This window comes from Formosa bonchosmolovskayae (assembly GCF_051016085.1).
GTDB lineage: Bacteria > Bacteroidota > Bacteroidia > Flavobacteriales > Flavobacteriaceae > Formosa.
In genome coordinates this window covers 3,835,102-3,856,395 of sequence record NZ_CP174605.1, presented here as the reverse complement: position 1 = coordinate 3,856,395, position 21,294 = coordinate 3,835,102, and the positions used below count along the sequence as shown (strand labels likewise).

Genomic DNA, 21,294 nt, shown 5'->3' with positions numbered 1-21,294 from the left:
TTAATATCTAAATTTATTGAAAATTGAAAACGTTGTAGTTACTTGTTTTATAGTGTCTATGTGTTTTAAGAATAAACTAAATTCAATTAAATTATAAACCTATGGCTAGAGCAATGTTCGAGTATACCAAGACTATACTTAGTAAAGTTAGTTTTGATACTGTGTTGTTTTGCAAAGAAGTACAAAAAGCTCTTCAACGCTTATTACCTTACGAGATAGAAGAGTTAAAGATTTTTATAGAATCGATGATACAGCAAAACCCGGAATTAAATAAATGCCTTGTGTATTTAAAAGCATAATAAAAAAAAGCAACTAGTTCTAGTTGCTTTTTTTATGCGTTTATTTTTGTGACATTCTTGTTATTTCTTTTTGGTTAAAGGGCTAACAATTTTTACATTTTGGAATGCTATAGCACCACGAATTACACCAGAAATTATAGATTGTAAGGCTTCAATAATATGAATCTTTAATTCACTTTTGTGATAAATTAAACTGACTTCTCTTGCGGGAGAGGGTTCATTAAAGAATTTTAAGTTTTTCTGAGCGTTCTCGCTTAAGTCTAGGGTGTGTAAATATGGCAATAGCGTCATACCCAGACCTTCGTTAGAAAGTTTTATAAGGGTTTCAATACTACCACTTTCTATTTGGAAATCATCATCGGTATGTTGTTTAAATGCTTTGCACACGTTTAAAATGTTGTTTCTAAAACAGTGGCCATCTTCTAACAATAACATATCGTCTACATCCAGATCGCTAGCATCTAATTTAGTCGCTTGTCCTAAACGGTGTTTTTCTGGAACATAAGCCACAAAAGGTTCAAAATATAAAATGCGTTCTTTAATATTTTCAGATTCTAAAGGCGTCGCAGCAATGGCAGCGTCTAAATGCCCTTCGTTTAATCTAGAGATAATTTCTTCCGTGGTTAATTCTTCAATAATAAGCTTAACTTTTGGATGCTTTTTTAAGAAGTTGTTTAAAAACATCGGTAAAAGTGTAGGCATTACAGTAGGAATAATTCCTAACTTAAATTCACCACCAATAAAACCTTTTTGCTGATCTACGATATCTTGGATTCGATTGGACTCGTTTACTATATTTTTGGCTTGATTTACAATTTTAGCTCCAACCTCGGTCAGTTCTATTGGTTTTTTACCACGGTCAAAAATAAGAACATCCAATTCGTCTTCCAGTTTCTGAATCTGCATACTTAACGTTGGTTGGGTTACAAAACATTTCTCTGCCGCTTTGGTAAAGTTTTGATTTTCAGCAACCGCTAAGACATAATATAATTGTGTAATCGTCATGGTATAAATTTAGACTATAAAATTATAAAATCAATCAATGTAATTGATTATTAGTTGTGTTAATAATTGGCTAAATTTGAATAAACAAAAATACATACATTATGGGACTTAATATATTAGGATTAGATTCAGAAAAAACTAAAGATTTAGCTTCAGATTTAAATAGTTTATTAGCTAATTTTCAAACTTATTATCAGAATTTAAGAGGTATTCACTGGAATATTAAAGGGAAACAATTCTTTGAATTACACGTTAAATTCGAAGAGTTATATACCGATGCTAATGTTAAAGTAGACGAAATTGCTGAACGTGTGTTAACTTTAGGTGAAACGCCGTTACATACATTTGCAGATTATTCGGAAGTATCTAAAGTACCAGTAGGTAAAAACGTTTCAGGAGATGAAAAAGCAGTGGAATTAATTGTAAATTCATTATCTGTACTATTGAAAATAGAGCGTGATATTTTAGATAAATCTGATGAAGCAGGCGATGAAGGAACAAACTCTATGATGAGTGACTTTATTACCGAACAAGAGAAAACCATCTGGATGATGAAAGCATGGTTAGGTGAAACGACCGTATAATATTCACAAATTAATTTATATTAAACCGCCTTTTTTTGCTTAAAAAACAAAAGAAGGCGGTTTTTTTAATTTTTATACAAAAACATACCGTAAATTTCTAAAATGAAATAGTATATTCGCGGCCGCAAATAAATATGTTATGTTACACGCTATTGATTTATTAGGAGTTATAGCCTTTTCTATATCAGGGGTTTTAGTGGCCTTAAGTAAGCGCATGGATCTATTTGGAATATTAATTATTGCCTTTGTAACTGCTACTGGTGGTGGAACAATGCGAGATATTTTAATAGGAGCAACACCGGTATTTTGGATGATTAATCCAGAGTACGTATACCTTATTTTAATCGGTACCATATTTGCTACTTTTTTTAGAAAAAAAATCGATTATTTACGGACTTCTCTTTTCCTATTCGATACCATTGGAATTGGATTATATACAATTATCGGAATAGAAAAAGGACTTATGGCTGGATTGTCTACACCTATTTGCATTGCTTTAGGAACAATTACAGCTTGTTTTGGAGGAGTAATTCGAGATATTTTATGTAACGAAATTCCTGTTATTTTTAGACGAGAAATTTATGCAACCGCATGTATTATGGGAGGTATCGCTTTTTTTGTGCTAAAATCGTTACCTATAGACGAGGATTATGTACTGTTGGGATCTGGAATTTTAGTTATAATTATCCGTTTAATTGCTGTGCGATTTACCATTAGCTTGCCTAGCTTATACAGAAATGAAGACGACGACGAACTTAATTTATAGTCCACAATTCATACAAAGACACATAAGAGGTATTACAGTGAGTACATTTGCTTTATGAGCTTGTCCTAGTTTATTACCTTAATTAAGATTAGGTATGGTAGCGAAACTGCCATAACCAAGCCCTTTAGAATTCTATTTAAAGGGCTTTTTTAGGCCTTAAATTTTGTAATTAAGTTTTTAATCCTAACCTTGTATTAAGACTAAATACTTAATCCGATTTCTTATGTTTTTTATTATTGATGTTTTAGGAACTATTGCGTTCGCAATCTCTGGCGTTTTAGTCGCTATGAATAAACGTATGGACGCTTTTGGAATTTTAATTATTGCCTGCGTCACAGCGATAGGGGGCGGTACTTTACGAGATTTACTTATTGGAAATACACCGGTGTCCTGGATGCAAAACATGACTTATGTGTACGTTGTTTTGGGTTCTACTGTTTTTGCTATCGTTTTAAGAAATAAAATAGATTATCTAAGAACACATTTGTTTTTATTCGATACTATTGGAATTGGATTATATACTTTAGTAGGAATCGATAAGGGGCTTAGTGAAGGCTTGCATCCTATAATATGTATTGCCTTAGGTACCATGACGGCATGCTTTGGAGGCGTTATGCGCGATATTTTGTGTAACGAAATTCCCGTTATATTTAGAAAGGAAATTTATGCCACAGCTTGTATAATGGGTGGAGTGGCGTATTTCCTATTGCGAAAACTACCCATACAAGAAGACTATGTGTTTCTAAGCTCCGGGTTAATCGTAATTATATTTAGACTTTTAGCTGTGCGTTTTAAGATTAGTTTGCCTAGCTTTTACAGAGACGAGATTAGTTAATAATTTCTACTTTTTCTATATACACGTTTTGCAGGGGCCACTCTCTATTGTCGGTTTCGACTTCAGAAATGGCATCAACCACATCCATACCACGCGTTACTTTTCCAAAAATGGTGTAGCTCCCGTCTAAATGGTGTGCTCCATGAGGGGCTTGTACTATAAAAAATTCGTAAGGCGAAGCTAATTTGTGTGGATTTTCAATTTCACTACTTGGCATAGAAATTACGCCACGTTCGTGCGTGAAGCCTCGATTTTGATCGGTAGGCAACAGGTATTTACCAATTTTCACACGTCGTTGGGCAATATCTTCATCGTCGGTGCTTCCTCCTTGAATGATAAAGTTTTTTACAACTCTATAAAATTGGGTGTTTGTAAAATAGTTTTGCTTGGTTAGAAAAATAAAATTAGCACGGTGGAATTTGGTCTCATTAAAAAGCAAGATTTCAATAATACCTTTACTTGTAGTCATTCTAATTTTATTCTCTTTATTTTCCTTTTCATAATGAAGAAAAAACTCCATCGCATTATCGTCGGTTAAAACGGGGAATTCACGCTCGTCTTTAACAGGGGCTTTATTAGTATCTGTTTTTGACTTATTTTCTGTGGTTTTTTCGACAGGAGGTTTTGTGGTATTATTTTTTTTAGAATTTGTATCTTCACAATTAAATAGAAAAAGAAATAAACAACAGTATACTAAGAATCTCATAAATGAATTTTGATGATTTTAAAAAGTTAAGACCAAAAATAGAAAATATACCGCTTCCAGCCGAAGCATCTCAAGTTAAAATGTCTCCTTCCTTTCGAGAAAACCTGACTGCAGATCGAAAAGTAAAGATTAAAACGGCAAGAAAAGCAGCAGTCATGGCTTTATTTTATCCGAATAAGACGCATGAGACTATGTTGGTATTAATTCTAAGAAACACCTATAAAGGCGTGCATTCGGCTCAGATTGGTTTTCCTGGTGGTAAGTTAGAACCCGAAGACTCCTCGCTTAAAACAGCGGCTATTCGAGAAACTTTCGAAGAAGTTGGTGTGCCCGAAAAACACATTGAAGTCTGGAGAGAAATTACCGATATTTATATTGAACCCAGTCATTTTATCGTGCAACCCTTTATTGGAATCGCAGAAAAAACACCGAAATTTATAAAACAAGATGCAGAGGTCGACGCAATTATTGAAGTCCCTCTAACCGAGTTTCTAAATGAAAAATGTGTTGTGACTAAAACAGTAACAACATCTTACACTTCAAAAATAGAAGTTCCTGCATTTGTTTTTCAAGGCTATGTGGTGTGGGGAGCCACAGCCATGATGCTAAGTGAAGTAAAAGACATTTTAAAAGAAGTGTGTTATCCTTGACTTTTTCCTACATTTGCTTAATTATAAAAAATAGAAAACATCATGGGATTGTTGAAACGAAATCCTTTCGGACATATACTTTTATTCAAAAAATGGATTATCAGATTTCTAGGAATCATAACCCATAGACGATTTAGAGGGTTTAATGAACTTCAAATAGAAGGATCCGAAATCATTAAAAACTTGCCACATAATAACGTGCTATTTATTTCTAACCACCAAACGTATTTTGCAGATGTGGTTGCCATGTTTCACGTGTTTAATGCTAGTTTAAGTGGGAGAGAAGACTCTATAAAAAACATTGGATACATTTGGCACCCTAAATTAAACTTGTATTATGTTGCGGCTAAAGAGACCATGAAAGCAGGTTTATTACCAAAGATTTTTGCTTATGCAGGTTCTATTAGTATCGAGCGTACATGGCGAGCAGAAGGTAAGGATGTTAATAGACAGGTTAAGATGAGTGATATATCTAGTATTGCTACAGCTTTAAAAGATGGTTGGGTCATTACCTTTCCGCAGGGTACAACTACGCCGTTTAAACCCATTAGAAAAGGTACAGCGCATATTATAAAAAGATACGAGCCAATAGTGGTTCCTGTGGTTATAGACGGTTTTAGACGATCTTTCGACAAAAAAGGACTTCGTATTAAGAAAAAGAATATTCTTCAATCTATAGAGATTAAAGCGCCCTTAGAAATCGATTATAAAAACGATACCATTGATAGTATCGTTGAAAAAATTGAATATTCTATAGAGCAACATCCGTCATTCTTAAAAGTGCTTACTAAAAAGCAAATTGAAGAAATGGAAGAATTAAATAAGCAGAGAAAATATAACGTCTAGGTTATAAATCTATCTTTTTTAACTCGTTGTAGTTTTTATTTAAACGCTTTAGGAGAATTCCGTAAATAAGATAATAAAACCCAAGTAACAACCCGATAGTTATCGCTAATATCGCGCAGGTGCCTAATATTATTTTAAAATATAATAGGGCCTCATCGCCGTTGGCAGTGGCTATATCTATTTTTGAGATTAAGACTTCGTCTTGTTGAAACTCGATAATTAATACGGTAATTGTAGATATTACAATAAACACCAGATTAAATAAAACATAGTGTTTTACTGTACGTCGGGTTTTTAAGATGTTTTCCATCAGTATTTTAGCGTTATCTGTAGTCGATATCTTTCTGTAGTTTGTATAGAACAGATAAAAGAAATAAAACAGGATGGCGTAGCTTAGTACCATAAGCACGTTTAAAGCTGTTCCTGCGCCTGTTTCCTTTATTCTAATCATATCATCGGTATCTTTTATACCTAAGGAAATAATCGTCCAAAAAGAGAACTCTAATAAGCTTATAATAAAAATCCATTTCACGATAGAAGAGGATTTCTTCAAGATCATTTTGTATATATCGTTGTAGGACAGTTTAGGGAAATTCTGATTTTCCTTCTTATTCCAGTCTTTTTTTAAAATATCTAATGCATCCATTGGGTTACGGATTTAAAATAGTTCTTAACTTCGTTTTTACACGATTCATCTTCACTCTAGCATTCACTTCGCTAATTCCCATAGTTTCGCTAATCTCTTTGTAATTTTTGTCTTCTAAATACAAGAAAACAAGCGCTTTTTCAATGTCGTTTAATTGTTTAACGGCACTGTAAAGCAGTTTTAATTGCTCCTCTTCGGTGTCGTCGTATTCTTCAGCTTTTATTCTAAATTGTACGGTATCGAAATCTTGAGTTTCAACTCTTCTTTTAGATTTTCGGTATAAGGTAATGGCTGTGTTTAATCCAATACGATACATCCAAGTACTAAATTTTGCATCGCCACGAAACTTAGGGTAGGCTTTCCAAAGTTGAATGGTAATCTCTTGAAATAAATCGTTGTGAGCATCGTAATCGTTCGTGTATAATCTGCACACTTTATGAACGATGTTTTGATGCTCTTCAAGCAGTTTAATAAAATTATGTTCTTGCTCTTTATTCAAGTCGAAAGGTTAGTTAAGGTATTAGTGTCTTATCTCTCTGATTTGTTACAAGTGTAATGAAAATTGATTGGTTTACTATCGGATTAATGTAGAATTTCTACGTCCGATATTATAAATTCTAAGAGGATTATCAAAGCTTATTTTTATTTCAAACAATAATTTTAAGGCGAAATTAACTGTTGGTTTGTATTAAATTAATTGTTTATGTTGTGTGTTTTATTCTATTGGATTTAAGTTTATTGTGTTTTGCAATAGATATTGTCTATGGTTCTTTTTTTTAGGTGTTTAGGTTTATCAAGGACTGTTCACACGTAAACTAAAAGAGCGCTAACATTTTTATTCTAATAAATGATTTATAACCAATGCAGGTCACCTAAAATACTGATGATTTTTAAGCCTATAACCTGCCGTGCTTTAATATCGTGAGCTGATTTTTTCTTCGCTTTTACTATTAAAACGATAGGTGAATTATATATGGTATTCCAAAATATGCGAGTTTTGAATGGATTTTACAGATGTGCATTTCATGAGAAAAATGTATAAAAAGAAGTTGAATATCGAAGCGGGAACAATGAGAAAAATATCGCGTGCTGATGCTTAACGTGAAGTTTGAAAACAATAAAAGACGTGCACTATCAATTCATCCTTGAAATATAACAGTTGGGTAGACTTTAGTTTTTAAACGGTAGTATCTGTTTCTTTTTTGTATGACTAATTATAACCAATCAAAACATGAAACAATTAGAAAGTCTTCTTATTATAATGTGCTTATTCACTCTAAACCACGTGTGCGCTCAGACCTTAATTTCTGGTCGTGTTACGGATGCTAAACAGAATCCTATCGTAGGTGCTAATGTGTATTTAGAAGGGTCTTACGATGGCGGAACTAGCGATGAATCGGGAACATTTAGTTTTAAAACGACTGAAACGGGTGCTCAAATTCTTATTGTATCGTTTATAAGCTTTGAGACCTACCGTAAATCTGGAGATGTTTCCAATTTTCAAGATGTTGAAATAAAATTGCGGGAAGATGTCAATGCCTTAGATGCTGTGGTGCTTTCGGCAGGAACGTTTTCTGCGGGAGACAATAGTAAAGTCAATGCCTTGTCGTCTTTAGATGTGGTTACAACGGCTAGTGCTTTAGGTGATTTTGTAGGTGCTTTGCAAACTCTGCCAGGAACCACAACGGTTGCCGAAGATGGTCGATTGTTTGTTAGAGGTGGAGAAGCTAACGAAACACAGATTTTTATCGATGGTATTCGCGTTTTTACACCTTATACGCCAACGGCTAATAACGTGCCAACACGTGGGCGATATTCGCCGTTTTTGTTCGATGGTATTACCTTTTCAACAGGTGGGTATTCTGCCGAATACGGTCAGGCCTTGTCTAGCGTGTTATTGTTAAACACCATTGATGAACCGGAGCAAAACAAAACAGATATAGGGTTAATGTCGGTTGGAGGCGCTCTTGGTCATACCAAAAAGTGGGAAAAAAGCGCGCTGAGTGTTAATGCATCTTATATGAATTTAGGGCCGTATATCTCGTTGTTTCCGGGGAGAAACGATTGGGAAAAACCATATCAGAGTTTTTCTGGAGAAGCTGTGTTTCGCAAAAAAATGAATAAAGGGCTGTTTAAATTGTATACGGCTTACGAGCTTAGTGACTTTGAGTTAACTCAGGAGCATATCGATTATGAAGATGGCGTTAATTATAAACTGAATAACAAAAACTTATATGTAAATACGTCGTATCAAGGAAAATTGAATGCGAATTGGTCTGTATTTGCAGGCGGAAGTTATACTAATAATAAATCAGATATACATATTGAATCGGATGAGGTCGATAATTTAGAACATGCAATGCATGCCAAAGTAGCCTTGAAATATCGTTTTAATAATCGGTATAAATTAAACTTTGGAGCCGAACAATTGTTCTCCAATTTCGATGAATCGTTTAAGGCGATTAATACAACTTCGGAGTCGTATGGATTTGATAATTCCATCTCTGCATCCTTTGTAGAGGCCGATATGATTTTTACAAAAAAGTTGGCTTTAAAAGCAGGATTACGCGGAGAATATAGTGCGCTTTTTAAGACGTTCGATGTGGCACCTCGTATATCTTTAGCTTATAAGGTAGCGTCTAAAAGTCAGGTGTCTTTAGCTTACGGTTCCTTTTATCAGAATCCGAATAATGATATTTTAAAGTTTAGTCAAAATATTGATTCAGAAGAATCTAGTCATTATTTGTTAAACTATCAGTTAAATGGTGATGGGCGTCTCTTTCGTGCAGAAGCTTACTTTAAAGACTATCGTAATTTAATAAAGTACGATACCGAATATGCGAGTTATAACAGTGTGTTTACCAATAATGGCTCGGGTTACGCCAAAGGATTCGATTTGTTTTTTAGAGATGATAAAACCCTTAGAAATTTTGACTATTGGGTGAGTTATTCCTACTTAGATACGGAACGCGATTATCTGAATTATCCAATAGCTGCACAACCTAATTTTGCCAATTCTCATAACTTTTCTGTAGTAGGAAAATATTGGGTAGACGATTGGAAAAGTCAGATAGGTTTTAGTTACAGTTTGGCTTCTGGACGTACTTACACCAATCCAAATGAAACGGGTTTTTTAAACAATAAAACGAAAGCATATAACAATCTGAGTCTGAATTGGGCTTATTTAATTAGTCCGCAAAAAATTCTGTATCTATCAGTAAATAATGTTCTCGATTTTAAGAATGTTAATGGTTACCAATATGCCAGTACTCCAAATAGTAATGGCGTTTATAACAGCAGGGCCTTAACGCCGGCTAGCGATCAGTTCTTTTTTGTAGGCTTCTTTTGGACGATTAGCGATAACGGCACAGACAATCAATTAGATAATTTATAGGAATTTTATTTTGAAATGATGGCATCTTACGGTTCATCATACAAAAACTACAGTTCGGTATTTCGTTTTTTAGAAACCAAGACGTTACATAGATATTTGCTTTATAATAATTAATCAACCAATACAATATGAAACATTTAATTCTTTTAATCGTGCTTTTAGTGAATACAGTAACTAACGCACAGTCCAATTTTGAAACCGGTATGCAAAAGGCTTTTGCGTTATGGCAAGACAATAAGCAAGCAGAAGCAGAACAACTTTTCGAGCGTATTGCAACTGCCGAACCTGACCAATGGTTGCCTAATTACTACGTGGCGCAATTAAACAGCTTAAAGAGTTGGACGGAGAAAGATGCAACGGTGCTTAAAGCTAATTTGGACAAGGCCCAGGAGTATTTAAACACTGCAAAAGGCATAAGTCCTAATAATGCCGATATCATGGTGTTACAGGCTCAAATTTACACCAATTGGGTAGCGTTCGACGGGATGACTTTCGGGATGAAGTATTCTTCTAAAATTACAGAACTGTATAATAAAGCATATGCCTTGGCTCCAGAAAATCCGATGGTGGTTTTAGGGAAAGCAGAATGGGGTATGGGAAGTGCAAAGTATTTCGGACAAGACACGGCGCCGTTTTGTAAGGATATAGCGCATGCATTAGAACTTTTTGTTAACTTTAAACCGGAATCTGCATTTCATCCTAAATGGGGAGAAGAACGCGCTAAGCACGTGTTGGCATCATGTAAATAATTAGAACGAGGATCTTGAATATGATTAAATCAGTAAAAAGTATAGCGATTACATTTGGATTAGGTTGTGTGGTATACCTAATCGGGAATATGTGGTTTGGCGGATTTAATTATAATTCGGTTAATGATTTCTTCATCGATTTTATATTCTACCAGCTATACGCTTTTGTATTAGGATATTCTAATATGGCTTATTTTGATATTTTATCGAAACGACCGTGGAAGGCTAATCAGCATCTATTAAGACTTTTAGTTGGCTTTATTGGTGCATCTTTAATTACAATTATTGGTCTATTTATAATTCATGGTTTTACCAAAATGGTATATCAAGGCCAATCGTTCAGTGAGTTTGTGGCTACCGAAAGGGGTTCAGATTATGTTTTCGGCTTTTGGATTACGATTAGCATCGTTATCGTATTTCATTTGGTATATTATTACAATGCCTATCAACAAAACAAACTTAAAGAGCAAAAGGTTATTGCGGGAACGGCAAGTGCGCAGTTCGAGAGTTTAAAAAATCAAATCGATCCGCATTTTTTATTCAATAGTCTAAACGTGTTAACGTCTTTAATTGAAGAAAACCCAGATAGCGCACAACGTTTTACAGTGTCTTTATCTAAAATTTACCGCTATGTATTAGAGCAAAAAGATAAAGAATTAGTCACAGTCGAAGAGGAATTGAAGTTTGCTAAAACGTATATGAATTTGCTTAAAATGCGATTCGAAAACAGTATCGTTTTTCACTTACCAGAAAACTACGACAATCCAGAAGCTAAAGTGGTGCCTTTGTCCTTGCAGTTGTTGTTAGAAAATACGATTAAACACAACACGGTAAGCGAGCAAAAACCATTAGAAATTAACATAACCATAGAAGACAATGTCTTGGTTGTGAAGAATAATTTACAAAAGAAAGAGGTTTTACAAACCAGAAAAGGTGTAGGATTACAAAACATAGTAAATCGCTACGGCATATTAACTAACAGAAAAGTATTGATAGACGAAACCGAAACGTATTTCGCAGTTAAATTACCAATACTTACAAAACGCATTACAACAATGGAACAAATAAAACATAATTATAACGAGCAAGAGGCATATAATCGTGCAAAGAAAAGAGTAGAAGAAATAAAAGGATTTTACGGGAACTTAGTATCATACTGTGTTGTCATTCCGTTTTTAATATTTATTAATTATCAAACCTTCTGGGAACATCAATGGTTTTGGTACCCAATGTTAGGGTGGGGAATGGGGCTTATAATTCACGGATTTTCTGTATTTGGTTATGGAAAATCTTGGGAAGAGCGTAAGATAGAATCTATTTTAAAGGAAGAAAAACAACAAAAAAACTGGAACTAATGGACAATTCACACTTTGAACAAGAACGCTACGAACGCGCAAAAAAACGAGTAAGACGTATTAGTGGTTTTTATAGACATGCTTTAATATATATAGTTGTTAACCTTGTACTGGTATTAATAAATATTAAAAATTTGGATCCAGGAGAAAGCTATTTCCAATGGAAAAATTTTATAACCTTAGGCTCTTGGGGAATTGGCCTACTAGCTCATGGAGTGTCTGTATTTTTACCAACACTGGTAATTGGTAAAAATTGGGAAGATGATAAGATTAAAGAGCTTATGGAAAAAGAACGGAATCATAAATGGGAATAATTTGGGCGTGTTTTTCCGCAAAGCTCCAAAACCGCGCTTTCCGCGCTACACGGTAGCTTGCTCCAATCCCTCACGCAGAACCAATTAGCATACAGTTTAATATTAGAAGTTTTAACCCCTTATGAAAGTTATTATAATAGAAGACGAAAAACCATCGGCAAGACGCCTGCAACGTATGGTTAATCAACTAGGTTTAGAGGTAGATGTGCTGTTGCATTCCGTAGAAGAATCGATACTATGGTTTCAAAATAATGAACATCCGGACCTTATCTTTTTAGATATACAATTAAGCGACGGTTTATCGTTCGAGATTTTTGAAAGCGTTAACATAGAATCGGCTATAATATTTACAACGGCGTACGACGAATACGCGCTTAAAGCTTTTAAATTAAATAGTATAGACTATTTGCTTAAACCTATAGACGAAGATGATTTGGAGTTGGCTGTCGAAAAATTTAAAACCCGAATCCCAAAACAGGAACAAGTGGTTTTAGATTTTAACGAAATTAAAAATCTGCTAGTAAACCCGTTAGATCGCACCTATAAAAAACGATTCTCGGTACAAGTTGGTCAGCATTTAAAACTGATTAATAGTGACGATGTCGAGTGTTTTTATAGCGAAAACAAAGGGACGTACCTACATACAAATTCAGGTAGAAACTATCTTTTAAACTCAACTTTAGACCAATTAGAACAAGAATTAGAGCCTAATGCATTTTACAGGATAAACAGAAAATTCATTGTAAATATTAATGCCATTCACGATATGGTAAACTATACCAATTCACGATTAGAAATTAAACTAAACTCGTATAAAGACGATCAGGTTATTGTTGCTAGAGAGCGTGTAAAATCGTTTAAAGACTGGTTAGAATAGTCCTTTAGAACCACATTTAATCCTCGTCTTCAACTTCTATACGGTTATCATCAAAAGCCGATGGTAACAGTTTAGGAATAAATTTAATCACGATAGGTAGTAAAATAGCGCCTCCCGGAAGTAAAAATATGGCCAAACTCGGAATAGATTTAAAAATATCTAAGAGTTGTTCGTTCACTTTTTTGTGCTCTTTAGGCGTTAAATCTCGCACGGTAGATTTTGAGAGTAAAATCATCAATTCTTTACTATCGCGTAATTCTCTCAATAACCGATGGCTGTTTCTAGTAATTAGTTTACTTACAATTTGTGATGAGCGGTTGTAGAAACTTTTTACCACATTTTTAGCACTCAATAGTGGAATTTTGTCACGATTGGCATTAAAAAATAGGTTAATAGAGTTTAAAGATTCATTGCGTTCTTCGTCATTAATCTGGAGCGCTATACTAAGATTTTCCAGAAATTCGGCTTCGGCGGCTTCGATCCAAGAATCACTCCAAGCGGCCATACATGCGATATCTAAATAATATAGATTATGACTCAGGTTCTTGGCGTGTTCTATTGCTTCGGCATAGGTAAGTTGCACAATTTGCTCATATCGTAAAGACGACTGAAATAATTCAATTAAACTTTTATCGTAACTACTTTTTTCAGACTTCAGACTTAAAGCCTCAATAACAATTGTAATTATAGTGGCTTCTAGAGTTTCTAAATACGATTTAGTTATGGTTTTTGTCTTTAGAAAGTGATCGTATGCTATAATATCAATGTATAATAAGACATTGGTAATATAATGATTGAAGTTTTTGCTAATTATATTTTCATGAATCTGAATCCGCTTTTGCATAATCTTTTCTACTAAAATTTCTGCAGAATCTCGTCCCAAAAGGTCTTCAAGAAAAGTAGATTTGTTCTCGTTTATTGCCGTGTAAAAGTCGATGATACTTTCAAATAAATTAGTGTCCGACCCACTAGTTTTATGTGTATTTATAAATGCAATACACAAATTTACCTTACATAATTCTTCTTCGGTAAGATCTGGATTTATAATATACTCATTAACCACTTTAATATTATAGCCATAGATAAATCCCGAATTGCGGAACGCTTTATAAAATTCGTAATCTGTTGGGTTGTCTAGTAGGGTTTGCTTAGATAACTCCTTAATTAATTTTTTTATCCAGCCGTTAGCAGATGGGTTCATAGGTTATGGTATTTGTCTTACAAATGTAGTTTTCTTAAGTAAAAATATACAAATTTTTAGCATTAACATAGTTTTAACAAAACCGCCTCTTTCTTTTTTTCGTAGGTATGGTGAGAGTGAAATTAATCACTAACTAAAAATCTCAATTATTATGAAAACAATGAAAATTATTTTAGGAATCGGAGCTTTATCCATAGCAGGTTTCTTTATGGTAGCGGCCGATCATATCGATGCTCCAGCAGTAAAAGGTGGTACAAGTGATATTACCGATTTTTATGCCTTTCAAGGTGAAGATACCAGCAATCTGGTGTTTGTGGCAAATGTGCAAGGTTTATTAAGTCCGTCGGCCTCAAACGATGCCATGTTCGACGAAAACACTTTAATCGAAATTAATATTGATACGAACGACGATAAAATTGAAGACTGGGTAATTCAAGCCATTCCTCGTGATGGTAAAATGTATTTCTTTGGACCCGTTAAGCCATCAACAACAGGATTAAATAGCGCGATTGAAACCGCAGGTACTACAGGAATGGTAGATATTACACCATACGGAAGCGAGGCTATTATAGGAAACAGTAACGGGATGAAACTTTTTGCAGGACCTAGAGACGATCCGTTTTTTATGGATTTCGCACAGTATACAGAAATTATTGCAGGAAATGCTTCAGGTTTTAATTCTCCAGGAAGCGATACGTTCGCAGGAACAAATGTAATGTCTGTAGTTGTTGAGGTGCCAAAGTCTATGCTTGGTGGATCAGGAACTATCAATACTTGGGTAGAATCGAAAACAAAACAATAATTAATTTTAAAAATACACACATATGAAAACTTTAAAATATATGCTAGTTGCAGTAGGCGTTTCAATACTATCTTTTAACTGCTCGAACGACGATGATAATAATATGACTATAGATCCAGCTGGACCAGATTTTTCTGGAACGTATACACAAGCCGATCAAATGGGGAGACCTGCTATAAATACGGTATTTGTGTCGCCAGATGCTAAAGATCAGTTTAATGTTACAATTCCTTCAAGTCAAGGTGCTGCGTTTCAACCTATGTTTCAAGCTAATTTAGAAGCCTTAAGTCCTGCTTATGGAGAAGAAGGAGATACTAATGCGCTGGGATTAGACGCAGCGACATTTACAGGCCTTTTGGCTACAGATGTTTTAACGGTGTCTTTAGATGGCGAAACAACGTTTTACGATGGTACGAATGTATTAACCGGTAGAAAATTAACAGACGATGTCATTACTGTAGAGTTGTTATTAATTTTTGGAGGTGAAGATTTTTCTGAAAATCCAACACTTTCAAATGATAACGTCGATATGAATGATAAAGAGTTTTTAAGCTCATTTCCTTACTTAGCTTCAGCTTGGTAAACGATTTACATCTTTCAATAGGGCAGATGTAGTTTTGCCCTATTGATTTTAATAACAAAAACACCACACACCATGAAAACATTACACATTATAAATCTATTTGCACTAGCGCTAATTTGTTTTAGTTGCAGTACAAAGTTAAAAGATAAAGACATAGCTCAGAAAAACGATTATAACGCGTATATAGAAACAGAAGATCAGGATTGGTTACAGACTTTAGAAGGCGATTATAAATTTTGGGATAGTAAACTGAAGAATCATCCAGATCAGTTTCCTTATTTAGCAAAGAAAGCATCTGCCTTATCGGCTAAATTTAATATCACAGGTAATATTGATTACTTAATTGAAGCTGAAATGGATTTAATTGAAGCCAATAAACGAACTAATTATAGTAATTCTGGTTATTTAAGAGCGTTGGCGAGAAATTATATTTCGCAACATCGTTTTAAAGAATCTCTGGAACTGTTAAAAAAAGCAGAAGCTATAGGAGAGCATTTAAAAGGAACTCAAAATATGCTATTCGATGTGTATCTAGAGTTGGGAAATACTAACGAAGCCACAAAGTATTTAGTCGAAATTCAGGATTTTAGTGATTTCGATTACTTAATTCGTTTATCTAAATGGCAAGATCATGAAGGCAATTTAGATGGGGCAATTAAGTACATGGAGAAAGCACTAAAAATGGCCGAATCTTCGAATAATCCCAACAAGAAACAGTGGGTATATACAAATATTGCCGATTATTATGGACACGACGGTCAAGTTAAAAAATCGTATGAATATTATTTAAAGGCCTTGTCTTTAGATCCTTCCGATGCGTATTCAAAAAAAGGTATTGCATGGATTGCTTATTCTTACGATAATAACCCACAAGAGGCAATGCGTATTTTAAACAAAGTAACGCAGACGCACAAAACTCCAGATTATGAGTTGTTAAAAGCTGAAATTGCAGCATATATGGGAGATAGTTTGTCCAAATCTAAACACCTTAATGCGTATTTGAAAGCTGTGGAAAATGAAAAGTATGGCGATATGTACAACGCTTATAATACAATTGTATTTACAGACGAATTACAAATTTTCGATTCGGCTTTAAAAATAGCCAAGAAGGAAGTGGAAAACAGACCGACACCACATTCTTACGATTTGTTAGCTTGGAGTTATTATAAGAGAGGTGAATCTGAAAAAGCATTAGATATTGTAGAAACCTACGTGAAAGACAAAAGTTTCGAGCCTACAATTCTGAGCCATATGGCACATATTTATAAAGCAAATGGAAAAGTAGCTGAAGCGCATGACTTAAAAAAGGAATTATTAGAAGCTTCTTACGAGTTGGGTCCTGTGGCAACACAGTTTAATAAAAGTATTTAAAAATTATGAAATAATTTTTGTTGGTGGTTTTTGTTAGAAAAGGGTTTGTTATGAAAATAATGAACCCTTTTTTTATGTTTAATTTAAAGTTTTAAAGATGATATGAGGTCTTGTTCTATCCTTGTTAGTGCCGTGCTTAAATCTGGAAATGAAGCTAATATTCCGATTATTTACACATGAAAAGATTCTTTAGAAGCATTTATGATTATATGAATAAGTAATTCAAAATAGCCCTATAATTAAGTGTAATAGTATTCGCTATAGGTTGAAAAGCTTTTTAATAGGTATTCCCACATGTTTATATTCTCGACTCCGCTGGAATGTCCTATAGTAATTTGAAGGTTTCACCGTTTTAGATACAACCTAGGAAAGCAGTGAAAAGATTACATTTTGGTAAATAAACGGCATTCGAGCATAGCACAGAATGGTATACAAATCAGCAAACAATTTTCCTATGCTTTGATTTTAAGTGTGATTTGTGATTGTAAAATATTCTAAAAGGCACTTTGTTAGCAACAGAATAGGAAAGTCTAATACTGAAGACAATGTGTTTCTTTCTTACAAAGATCAAGCAATATGTCAATCTCACGCACAACTTTCGAGACTAAGTCATGTATAATAGAAGTCTAATTCCATAAAAAAGCCCAGAGTCAAGTGCGTTAATCTTGATTCTGGGCTTGTATATAAAATCTCTTATTTCTATTTAGAAAGTGTACTGATTAAGATACTGAAGCTACAGTTCCTAAGGCATACAATTGTTCTAGAGTAGGAGCGTCACTTCCGCCAGCAGGTTCTAAGGTTATACCGAAGGCTTCAGAAGCATTTGCATTCTCAATAGTAAATATTTTATTAGTGTCTGATACAAAATCATCTAACGTTCCTAAACTTGTGGGAGTTAACGGATTTAAAGTTAAAGACCACACTTGGTATACTTTGCCTTTTGGAGGTTCTGGTAAACCTTGGGCATCTAGATACATATTGTTAGAGGTCTTATCCCAATAAACCTTGGCATAAGCTTCCGGATAAATGGCTTGCCCGTCCAGCGGAATAGCTAACATGTCTTTATCACGTAAAATTGTGATTAGGTTTTTAGCTTCTTTTAAATCGGAATTTGCAATTTCAATTTGTTGTTCCAGAAAGTCTTTATTTGTCTCTGAATGGCTAATTTTAGATTGTAACGCTGTGTTTTCTTGTATAGACCAGAGCAATCCGATACCCAAAATAACAGCGGCAGCCCATCCTGTAACAGATAGCCAGCTCGTTCTAAGCCGCTCAGCTTTCATGTTAATCACTTTAGATTCGGTATTCTCTTGTCTAATTTTTTCAGCAATAGGATTAAAATCTAAGACTGTGTTTTTAGGAGCGGTTGCTTCTGTAAGTTTTAAAACAGCGGCTTCTATTTGTAGAACTTCACCTAAAACTTCAGGATGTTTCTGCATCATAGCGTACACCTCCTTATTTTCTTCAGGAGAAAGCGCACCAGCAACATACAGTTCTAAAATACCAGAATTTATGTAGTTATGTATATCCATATTAGTTTAATACTATAGTGCGTAACTCGTTAATGCAATTTCTATTCCTTGTTTTAATAGTGCCAATAGGCATGTCTAAAGTTTCTGATGCTTCTTTTTGGGTATATCCTTTAAAGTATAATAACTCAATAACCTCAATACATTTTTTAGCAAGTTTGTTTACAAATTTTCCAATACCTATGGCATCGGTTTTAGTATCTAAGTTATCGCCGTGTTCTAATATATCTACGAAAAATTGAGCATCAAGGTTTTGCTTTTTATTTTTAAATGATTTAGATCGGGTTTTATCTATTGCGGCATTGCGGGCAATATTTAAAAGCCATGTAAAAAAGCGCCCTTTTTCGGGAGCGTAGCTTTCGGCTTTATGCCATGCTTTAATAAAAACGTCTTGCATAATTTCTTCTGCAATGTCTTGATCTCGAACTATATTATAAATAACACCATGAATGTTTTTGGAGTACATAGTATATAATGCTTCAAAGGCTTTTTCGTCTTTTTGCTGAAATCTTTCAATAAGTGGTTCTAACTGCATATAGTAGTTTCTGAAAGGGGAAAGTAGTTAATTAAAGTCATAAAAAAAAGCTACATTAAGTAGCTTTTTATTTATAATTAAATCAAGATTTTAGTTTTCTCTTAAATACGTATCTATATTTATAGCAACTTCCTCCCAGGTTTTACTAACGCCATCTGCTCCTGTGTGTAATACTTCGCAAGCTTCGTGTAAAGTGGCTAGAGCATCTAGTGCATTCCAGTCTTTTAACTGCATCACACCAGTTAGCGATACACGTCTGTCTTCGGTTACGGTGTAAGTTAATGGTAAATCGTTTGTTTCGCCATTCATTGTAATAGTTGCGATGGCTTCTGTAGCAGAAGTTGTTTTTAAAGTTCCTTTTAATAGGTCGGTATCAGCCATAACATTAAAAAAGAACTTTTGTAATTTTCCATCACGAATAGAATCTTTAGAGAAAATACTACTTACCGGAATTGAAAAGGTAACACCGTTTAAAGCTTCTTGCGGCGATTCCCCTGCGTGTGGTTCAAAATTTAATGTAGTGAATACTCCAGAAACAGGTGTTTTTGCAGTGGTTTTATAAGCGGTCCAATTCACTGTTGTACCTTCTGGTTTCAAAACAAATTGCTCTGTTTTTTCTGCTGGCGTTTCAGTAATTGTAGATTCCTTTTTGTCAGATTTACAGCTTGTTGCAAATACAAGCGCAAATGCAGCCATTAAGATTGTTACTTTTTTCATATTACGACTATTTTTTGTTTTTTATTGCTGCTCGAAATTACTGAATATTTAGTCCAATTCAAATAATACGCTATTCTATTTACTACGGATTTAGTTCCTGTTAAAATTTTAAGTAAAACGGCGTAATTTCAGCTAACGTTTAGAAAGCTTTAACACAGGCTGTTAAATAATATACAAAGTTCGATAGCAAGTTTGTCTACCTCCAATTAAGGGCTTAAATTTGAAGTATAAATAGTTAGTTAGTTTTTTTTTCAATACAAATTCTATAATAATTTTGGTTGGTTATAAAATAGAATTTAAAGTTTGTTAGTTAATTTTTAGTTTAAAAAAGCAGTTTCTTTACATGTTAAAGTCACTGCTTTTTTTTATTCTATACATTCCATAGTACTTTCTACAGTATCTGGGTTTATTTTAGGAGACATATACGGAATTCCAAGTCCAAGACCTCTAATTATAAAAAGTATACCAATAATTATAACAAATACAGGTATTAGTTTTTGAATACGTTTCTTTGCTAAACTACTAAGCATATTTCCAAAATAGATGGCCGTAGTCATTAATGGAATGGTACCCAATCCAAATAAAAACATATATAAGGCTCCTTTTAAGGGTTGCGCTGTCGCAATAGACGATAACACAGCCATATAAACCAAACCACACGGAAGAAAGCCATTTAAGAATCCTATGGTTAAAAAAGTGTCTGCTGTCTTTTTCTGAAGAGCAACACCCATTCCTTTTTTTACTTTGGAAATAACTTTAAATATAGGTTTAGAAAAATTGTATGTACTAAATGTTTTATAGGGTAGGAGTACAATAACAATTAATAATACTCCAACTATTATAGATAATTTTTGTTGTAGCCCAAAAATATACAAGCCTTTACCTAAGAACCCAAAAACCAATCCGATAATGCTATAGGCAAGGAGGCGTCCGAAATGATAAATGAAAATCTGACTTATTTTCTTTATCGGGTTACTGCGGTCTACGGGTAGCATAAACGCAATGGGACCGCACATACCAATACAGTGGAAGCTTCCTAAAAGACCAAATATAAAGGCAGAAATAAACATTTAGTACACTATAGATTTCTTGTAAAGATAGCTAGCATCTCCATTTTTCCAATCTACAGTGAGATTCCATCGGCCATCAACAAGTCTGTCCTTAGGAATTAAGATTGCATGATTGTTTAAAACCAGAGGCACTTCAAAATCTAAAGATTTCTTTGATGGTCTATAGAAATAAACAGTTCCAGAAATTTCGGAAGGTTCTATCGATGTTGGGAATTGGATAAGAATGCCGTCGTTGGTATGTTCCCAAGATACATTTTCTTCTAAGGTTTGTGAATTTATTTCTTTATCAATGTCGTCTTGTAAGCTTAATTCTTGTTTGTAATAATCTTCGACAACCAATTCGTGTTGGAATTTGTCATCGGTCATCATATTTACAACCAAATACATTATGAATCCGATAAAGCATACAAAAGCTATAACAATTCCTGTTCCCCAATTTATTCTCATAATGATATGCTTT

At 34.1% G+C, this 21,294-nt stretch carries 24 protein-coding genes; 14 read left to right on the top strand and 10 right to left on the bottom strand.

Annotation, left to right across the window (positions count from 1 at the left end; translation table 11 throughout):
* Window positions 1–101: 101 nt before the first annotated feature.
* Window positions 102–299 (top strand): hypothetical protein, encoded by a 198-nt coding sequence (locus tag ACKC83_RS16550; protein ID WP_382383527.1) that lies wholly within the window; start codon window positions 102–104, stop codon window positions 297–299.
* 60 nt (window positions 300–359) lie between these two features.
* On the opposite strand, the gene ACKC83_RS16545 is transcribed toward ACKC83_RS16550, so the two are convergent.
* Window positions 360–1,304: a LysR substrate-binding domain-containing protein gene (locus ACKC83_RS16545; protein ID WP_434036388.1), complete on the bottom strand. Its 945-nt coding sequence runs from the start codon at window positions 1,302–1,304 to the stop codon at window positions 360–362.
* A 101-nt stretch (window positions 1,305–1,405) separates the two neighbouring features.
* Between ACKC83_RS16545 and ACKC83_RS16540 the strand changes: the two genes are divergently transcribed.
* The 3 genes from ACKC83_RS16540 to ACKC83_RS16530 all read left to right on the top strand — a co-directional run bounded on the left by ACKC83_RS16540 (window position 1,406) and on the right by ACKC83_RS16530 (window position 3,489).
* Window positions 1,406–1,888 carry a Dps family protein gene (locus ACKC83_RS16540; RefSeq protein ID WP_414034988.1) on the top strand — a complete coding sequence of 161 codons (483 nt, stop codon included), beginning with the start codon at window positions 1,406–1,408 and terminating at the stop codon, window positions 1,886–1,888.
* 139 nt (window positions 1,889–2,027) lie between these two features.
* Window positions 2,028–2,654 carry a trimeric intracellular cation channel family protein gene (locus ACKC83_RS16535; RefSeq protein WP_414034987.1) on the top strand — a complete coding sequence of 209 codons (627 nt, stop codon included), beginning with the start codon at window positions 2,028–2,030 and terminating at the stop codon, window positions 2,652–2,654.
* A 223-nt stretch (window positions 2,655–2,877) separates the two neighbouring features.
* Complete coding sequence (locus tag ACKC83_RS16530) at window positions 2,878–3,489, top strand: trimeric intracellular cation channel family protein (protein WP_414034986.1); 612 nt, start codon at window positions 2,878–2,880, stop codon at window positions 3,487–3,489.
* Here ACKC83_RS16530 and ACKC83_RS16525 read toward each other — a convergent pair.
* Entirely contained in the window at window positions 3,482–4,195 is a 714-nt protein-coding gene (locus ACKC83_RS16525) for a peptidylprolyl isomerase (RefSeq protein ID WP_434036387.1), read from the bottom strand. The genes ACKC83_RS16530 and ACKC83_RS16525 overlap by 8 nt on opposite strands.
* A gap of 2 nt (window positions 4,196–4,197) precedes the next feature.
* On the opposite strand from ACKC83_RS16525, the gene ACKC83_RS16520 reads away from it, so the two are divergent.
* Window positions 4,198–4,845: an NUDIX hydrolase gene (locus tag ACKC83_RS16520; protein WP_434036386.1), complete on the top strand. Its 648-nt coding sequence runs from the start codon at window positions 4,198–4,200 to the stop codon at window positions 4,843–4,845.
* 42 nt (window positions 4,846–4,887) lie between these two features.
* Window positions 4,888–5,691: a lysophospholipid acyltransferase family protein gene (locus tag ACKC83_RS16515; protein WP_414034983.1), complete on the top strand. Its 804-nt coding sequence runs from the start codon at window positions 4,888–4,890 to the stop codon at window positions 5,689–5,691.
* Between the two features lies 1 nt (window position 5,692).
* On the opposite strand, the gene ACKC83_RS16510 is transcribed toward ACKC83_RS16515, so the two are convergent.
* Together ACKC83_RS16510 and ACKC83_RS16505 are read right to left on the bottom strand one after the other, a co-directional pair.
* Window positions 5,693–6,337: a hypothetical protein gene (locus ACKC83_RS16510; RefSeq protein ID WP_434036385.1), complete on the bottom strand. Its 645-nt coding sequence runs from the start codon at window positions 6,335–6,337 to the stop codon at window positions 5,693–5,695.
* Window positions 6,338–6,341: 4 nt separating this feature from the next.
* Complete coding sequence (locus ACKC83_RS16505; RefSeq protein ID WP_382383511.1) at window positions 6,342–6,836, bottom strand: RNA polymerase sigma factor; 495 nt, start codon at window positions 6,834–6,836, stop codon at window positions 6,342–6,344.
* Window positions 6,837–7,568: 732 nt separating this feature from the next.
* On the opposite strand from ACKC83_RS16505, the gene ACKC83_RS16500 reads away from it, so the two are divergent.
* The 5 genes from ACKC83_RS16500 to ACKC83_RS16480 all read left to right on the top strand — a co-directional run bounded on the left by ACKC83_RS16500 (window position 7,569) and on the right by ACKC83_RS16480 (window position 13,026).
* Complete coding sequence (locus tag ACKC83_RS16500; RefSeq protein ID WP_434036384.1) at window positions 7,569–9,731, top strand: TonB-dependent receptor; 2,163 nt, start codon at window positions 7,569–7,571, stop codon at window positions 9,729–9,731.
* A gap of 128 nt (window positions 9,732–9,859) precedes the next feature.
* Window positions 9,860–10,480, top strand: a complete 621-nt coding sequence (locus ACKC83_RS16495; protein ID WP_434036383.1) for a hypothetical protein — start codon at window positions 9,860–9,862, stop codon at window positions 10,478–10,480.
* A gap of 20 nt (window positions 10,481–10,500) precedes the next feature.
* Entirely contained in the window at window positions 10,501–11,835 is a 1,335-nt protein-coding gene (locus ACKC83_RS16490) for a 2TM domain-containing protein (protein ID WP_434036382.1), read from the top strand.
* Window positions 11,835–12,149, top strand: coding sequence for a 2TM domain-containing protein (locus ACKC83_RS16485; protein WP_038530121.1), 315 nt, complete (start codon window positions 11,835–11,837; stop codon window positions 12,147–12,149). The genes ACKC83_RS16490 and ACKC83_RS16485 overlap by 1 nt, the downstream gene beginning before the upstream one ends.
* A 121-nt stretch (window positions 12,150–12,270) precedes the next feature.
* Window positions 12,271–13,026, top strand: a complete 756-nt coding sequence (locus ACKC83_RS16480) for a LytR/AlgR family response regulator transcription factor (RefSeq protein ID WP_434036381.1) — start codon at window positions 12,271–12,273, stop codon at window positions 13,024–13,026.
* 16 nt (window positions 13,027–13,042) lie between these two features.
* Here ACKC83_RS16480 and ACKC83_RS16475 read toward each other — a convergent pair whose 3' ends face one another.
* Window positions 13,043–14,227, bottom strand: coding sequence for an LETM1-related biofilm-associated protein (locus tag ACKC83_RS16475; protein WP_434036380.1), 1,185 nt, complete (start codon window positions 14,225–14,227; stop codon window positions 13,043–13,045).
* Window positions 14,228–14,378: 151 nt separating this feature from the next.
* Between ACKC83_RS16475 and ACKC83_RS16470 the strand changes: the two genes are divergently transcribed.
* From ACKC83_RS16470 to ACKC83_RS16460, 3 genes are all read left to right on the top strand, one after another.
* Complete coding sequence (locus ACKC83_RS16470) at window positions 14,379–15,029, top strand: DUF4331 family protein (RefSeq protein ID WP_414034976.1); 651 nt, start codon at window positions 14,379–14,381, stop codon at window positions 15,027–15,029.
* Window positions 15,030–15,051: 22 nt separating this feature from the next.
* Window positions 15,052–15,612: a DUF4331 family protein gene (locus tag ACKC83_RS16465; protein ID WP_434036379.1), complete on the top strand. Its 561-nt coding sequence runs from the start codon at window positions 15,052–15,054 to the stop codon at window positions 15,610–15,612.
* Between the two features lie 72 nt (window positions 15,613–15,684).
* Entirely contained in the window at window positions 15,685–16,983 is a 1,299-nt protein-coding gene (locus tag ACKC83_RS16460) for a tetratricopeptide repeat protein (protein ID WP_434036378.1), read from the top strand.
* 719 nt (window positions 16,984–17,702) lie between these two features.
* Here the strand turns inward: ACKC83_RS16460 and ACKC83_RS16455 are convergent.
* The 5 genes from ACKC83_RS16455 to ACKC83_RS16435 all read right to left on the bottom strand — a co-directional run bounded on the left by ACKC83_RS16455 (window position 17,703) and on the right by ACKC83_RS16435 (window position 21,281).
* Window positions 17,703–18,515: an anti-sigma factor gene (locus ACKC83_RS16455; protein ID WP_434036377.1), complete on the bottom strand. Its 813-nt coding sequence runs from the start codon at window positions 18,513–18,515 to the stop codon at window positions 17,703–17,705.
* A gap of 1 nt (window position 18,516) precedes the next feature.
* Window positions 18,517–19,047 carry an RNA polymerase sigma factor gene (locus ACKC83_RS16450; protein ID WP_414034972.1) on the bottom strand — a complete coding sequence of 177 codons (531 nt, stop codon included), beginning with the start codon at window positions 19,045–19,047 and terminating at the stop codon, window positions 18,517–18,519.
* A gap of 90 nt (window positions 19,048–19,137) precedes the next feature.
* Complete coding sequence (locus ACKC83_RS16445; RefSeq protein ID WP_434036376.1) at window positions 19,138–19,764, bottom strand: YceI family protein; 627 nt, start codon at window positions 19,762–19,764, stop codon at window positions 19,138–19,140.
* 365 nt (window positions 19,765–20,129) lie between these two features.
* Entirely contained in the window at window positions 20,130–20,834 is a 705-nt protein-coding gene (locus tag ACKC83_RS16440; protein ID WP_434036375.1) for a sulfite exporter TauE/SafE family protein, read from the bottom strand.
* A complete protein-coding gene (locus ACKC83_RS16435) occupies window positions 20,835–21,281 on the bottom strand; it encodes a FixH family protein (protein WP_434036374.1) in 447 nt (148 codons plus the stop codon).
* Window positions 21,282–21,294: the final 13 nt, after the last annotated feature.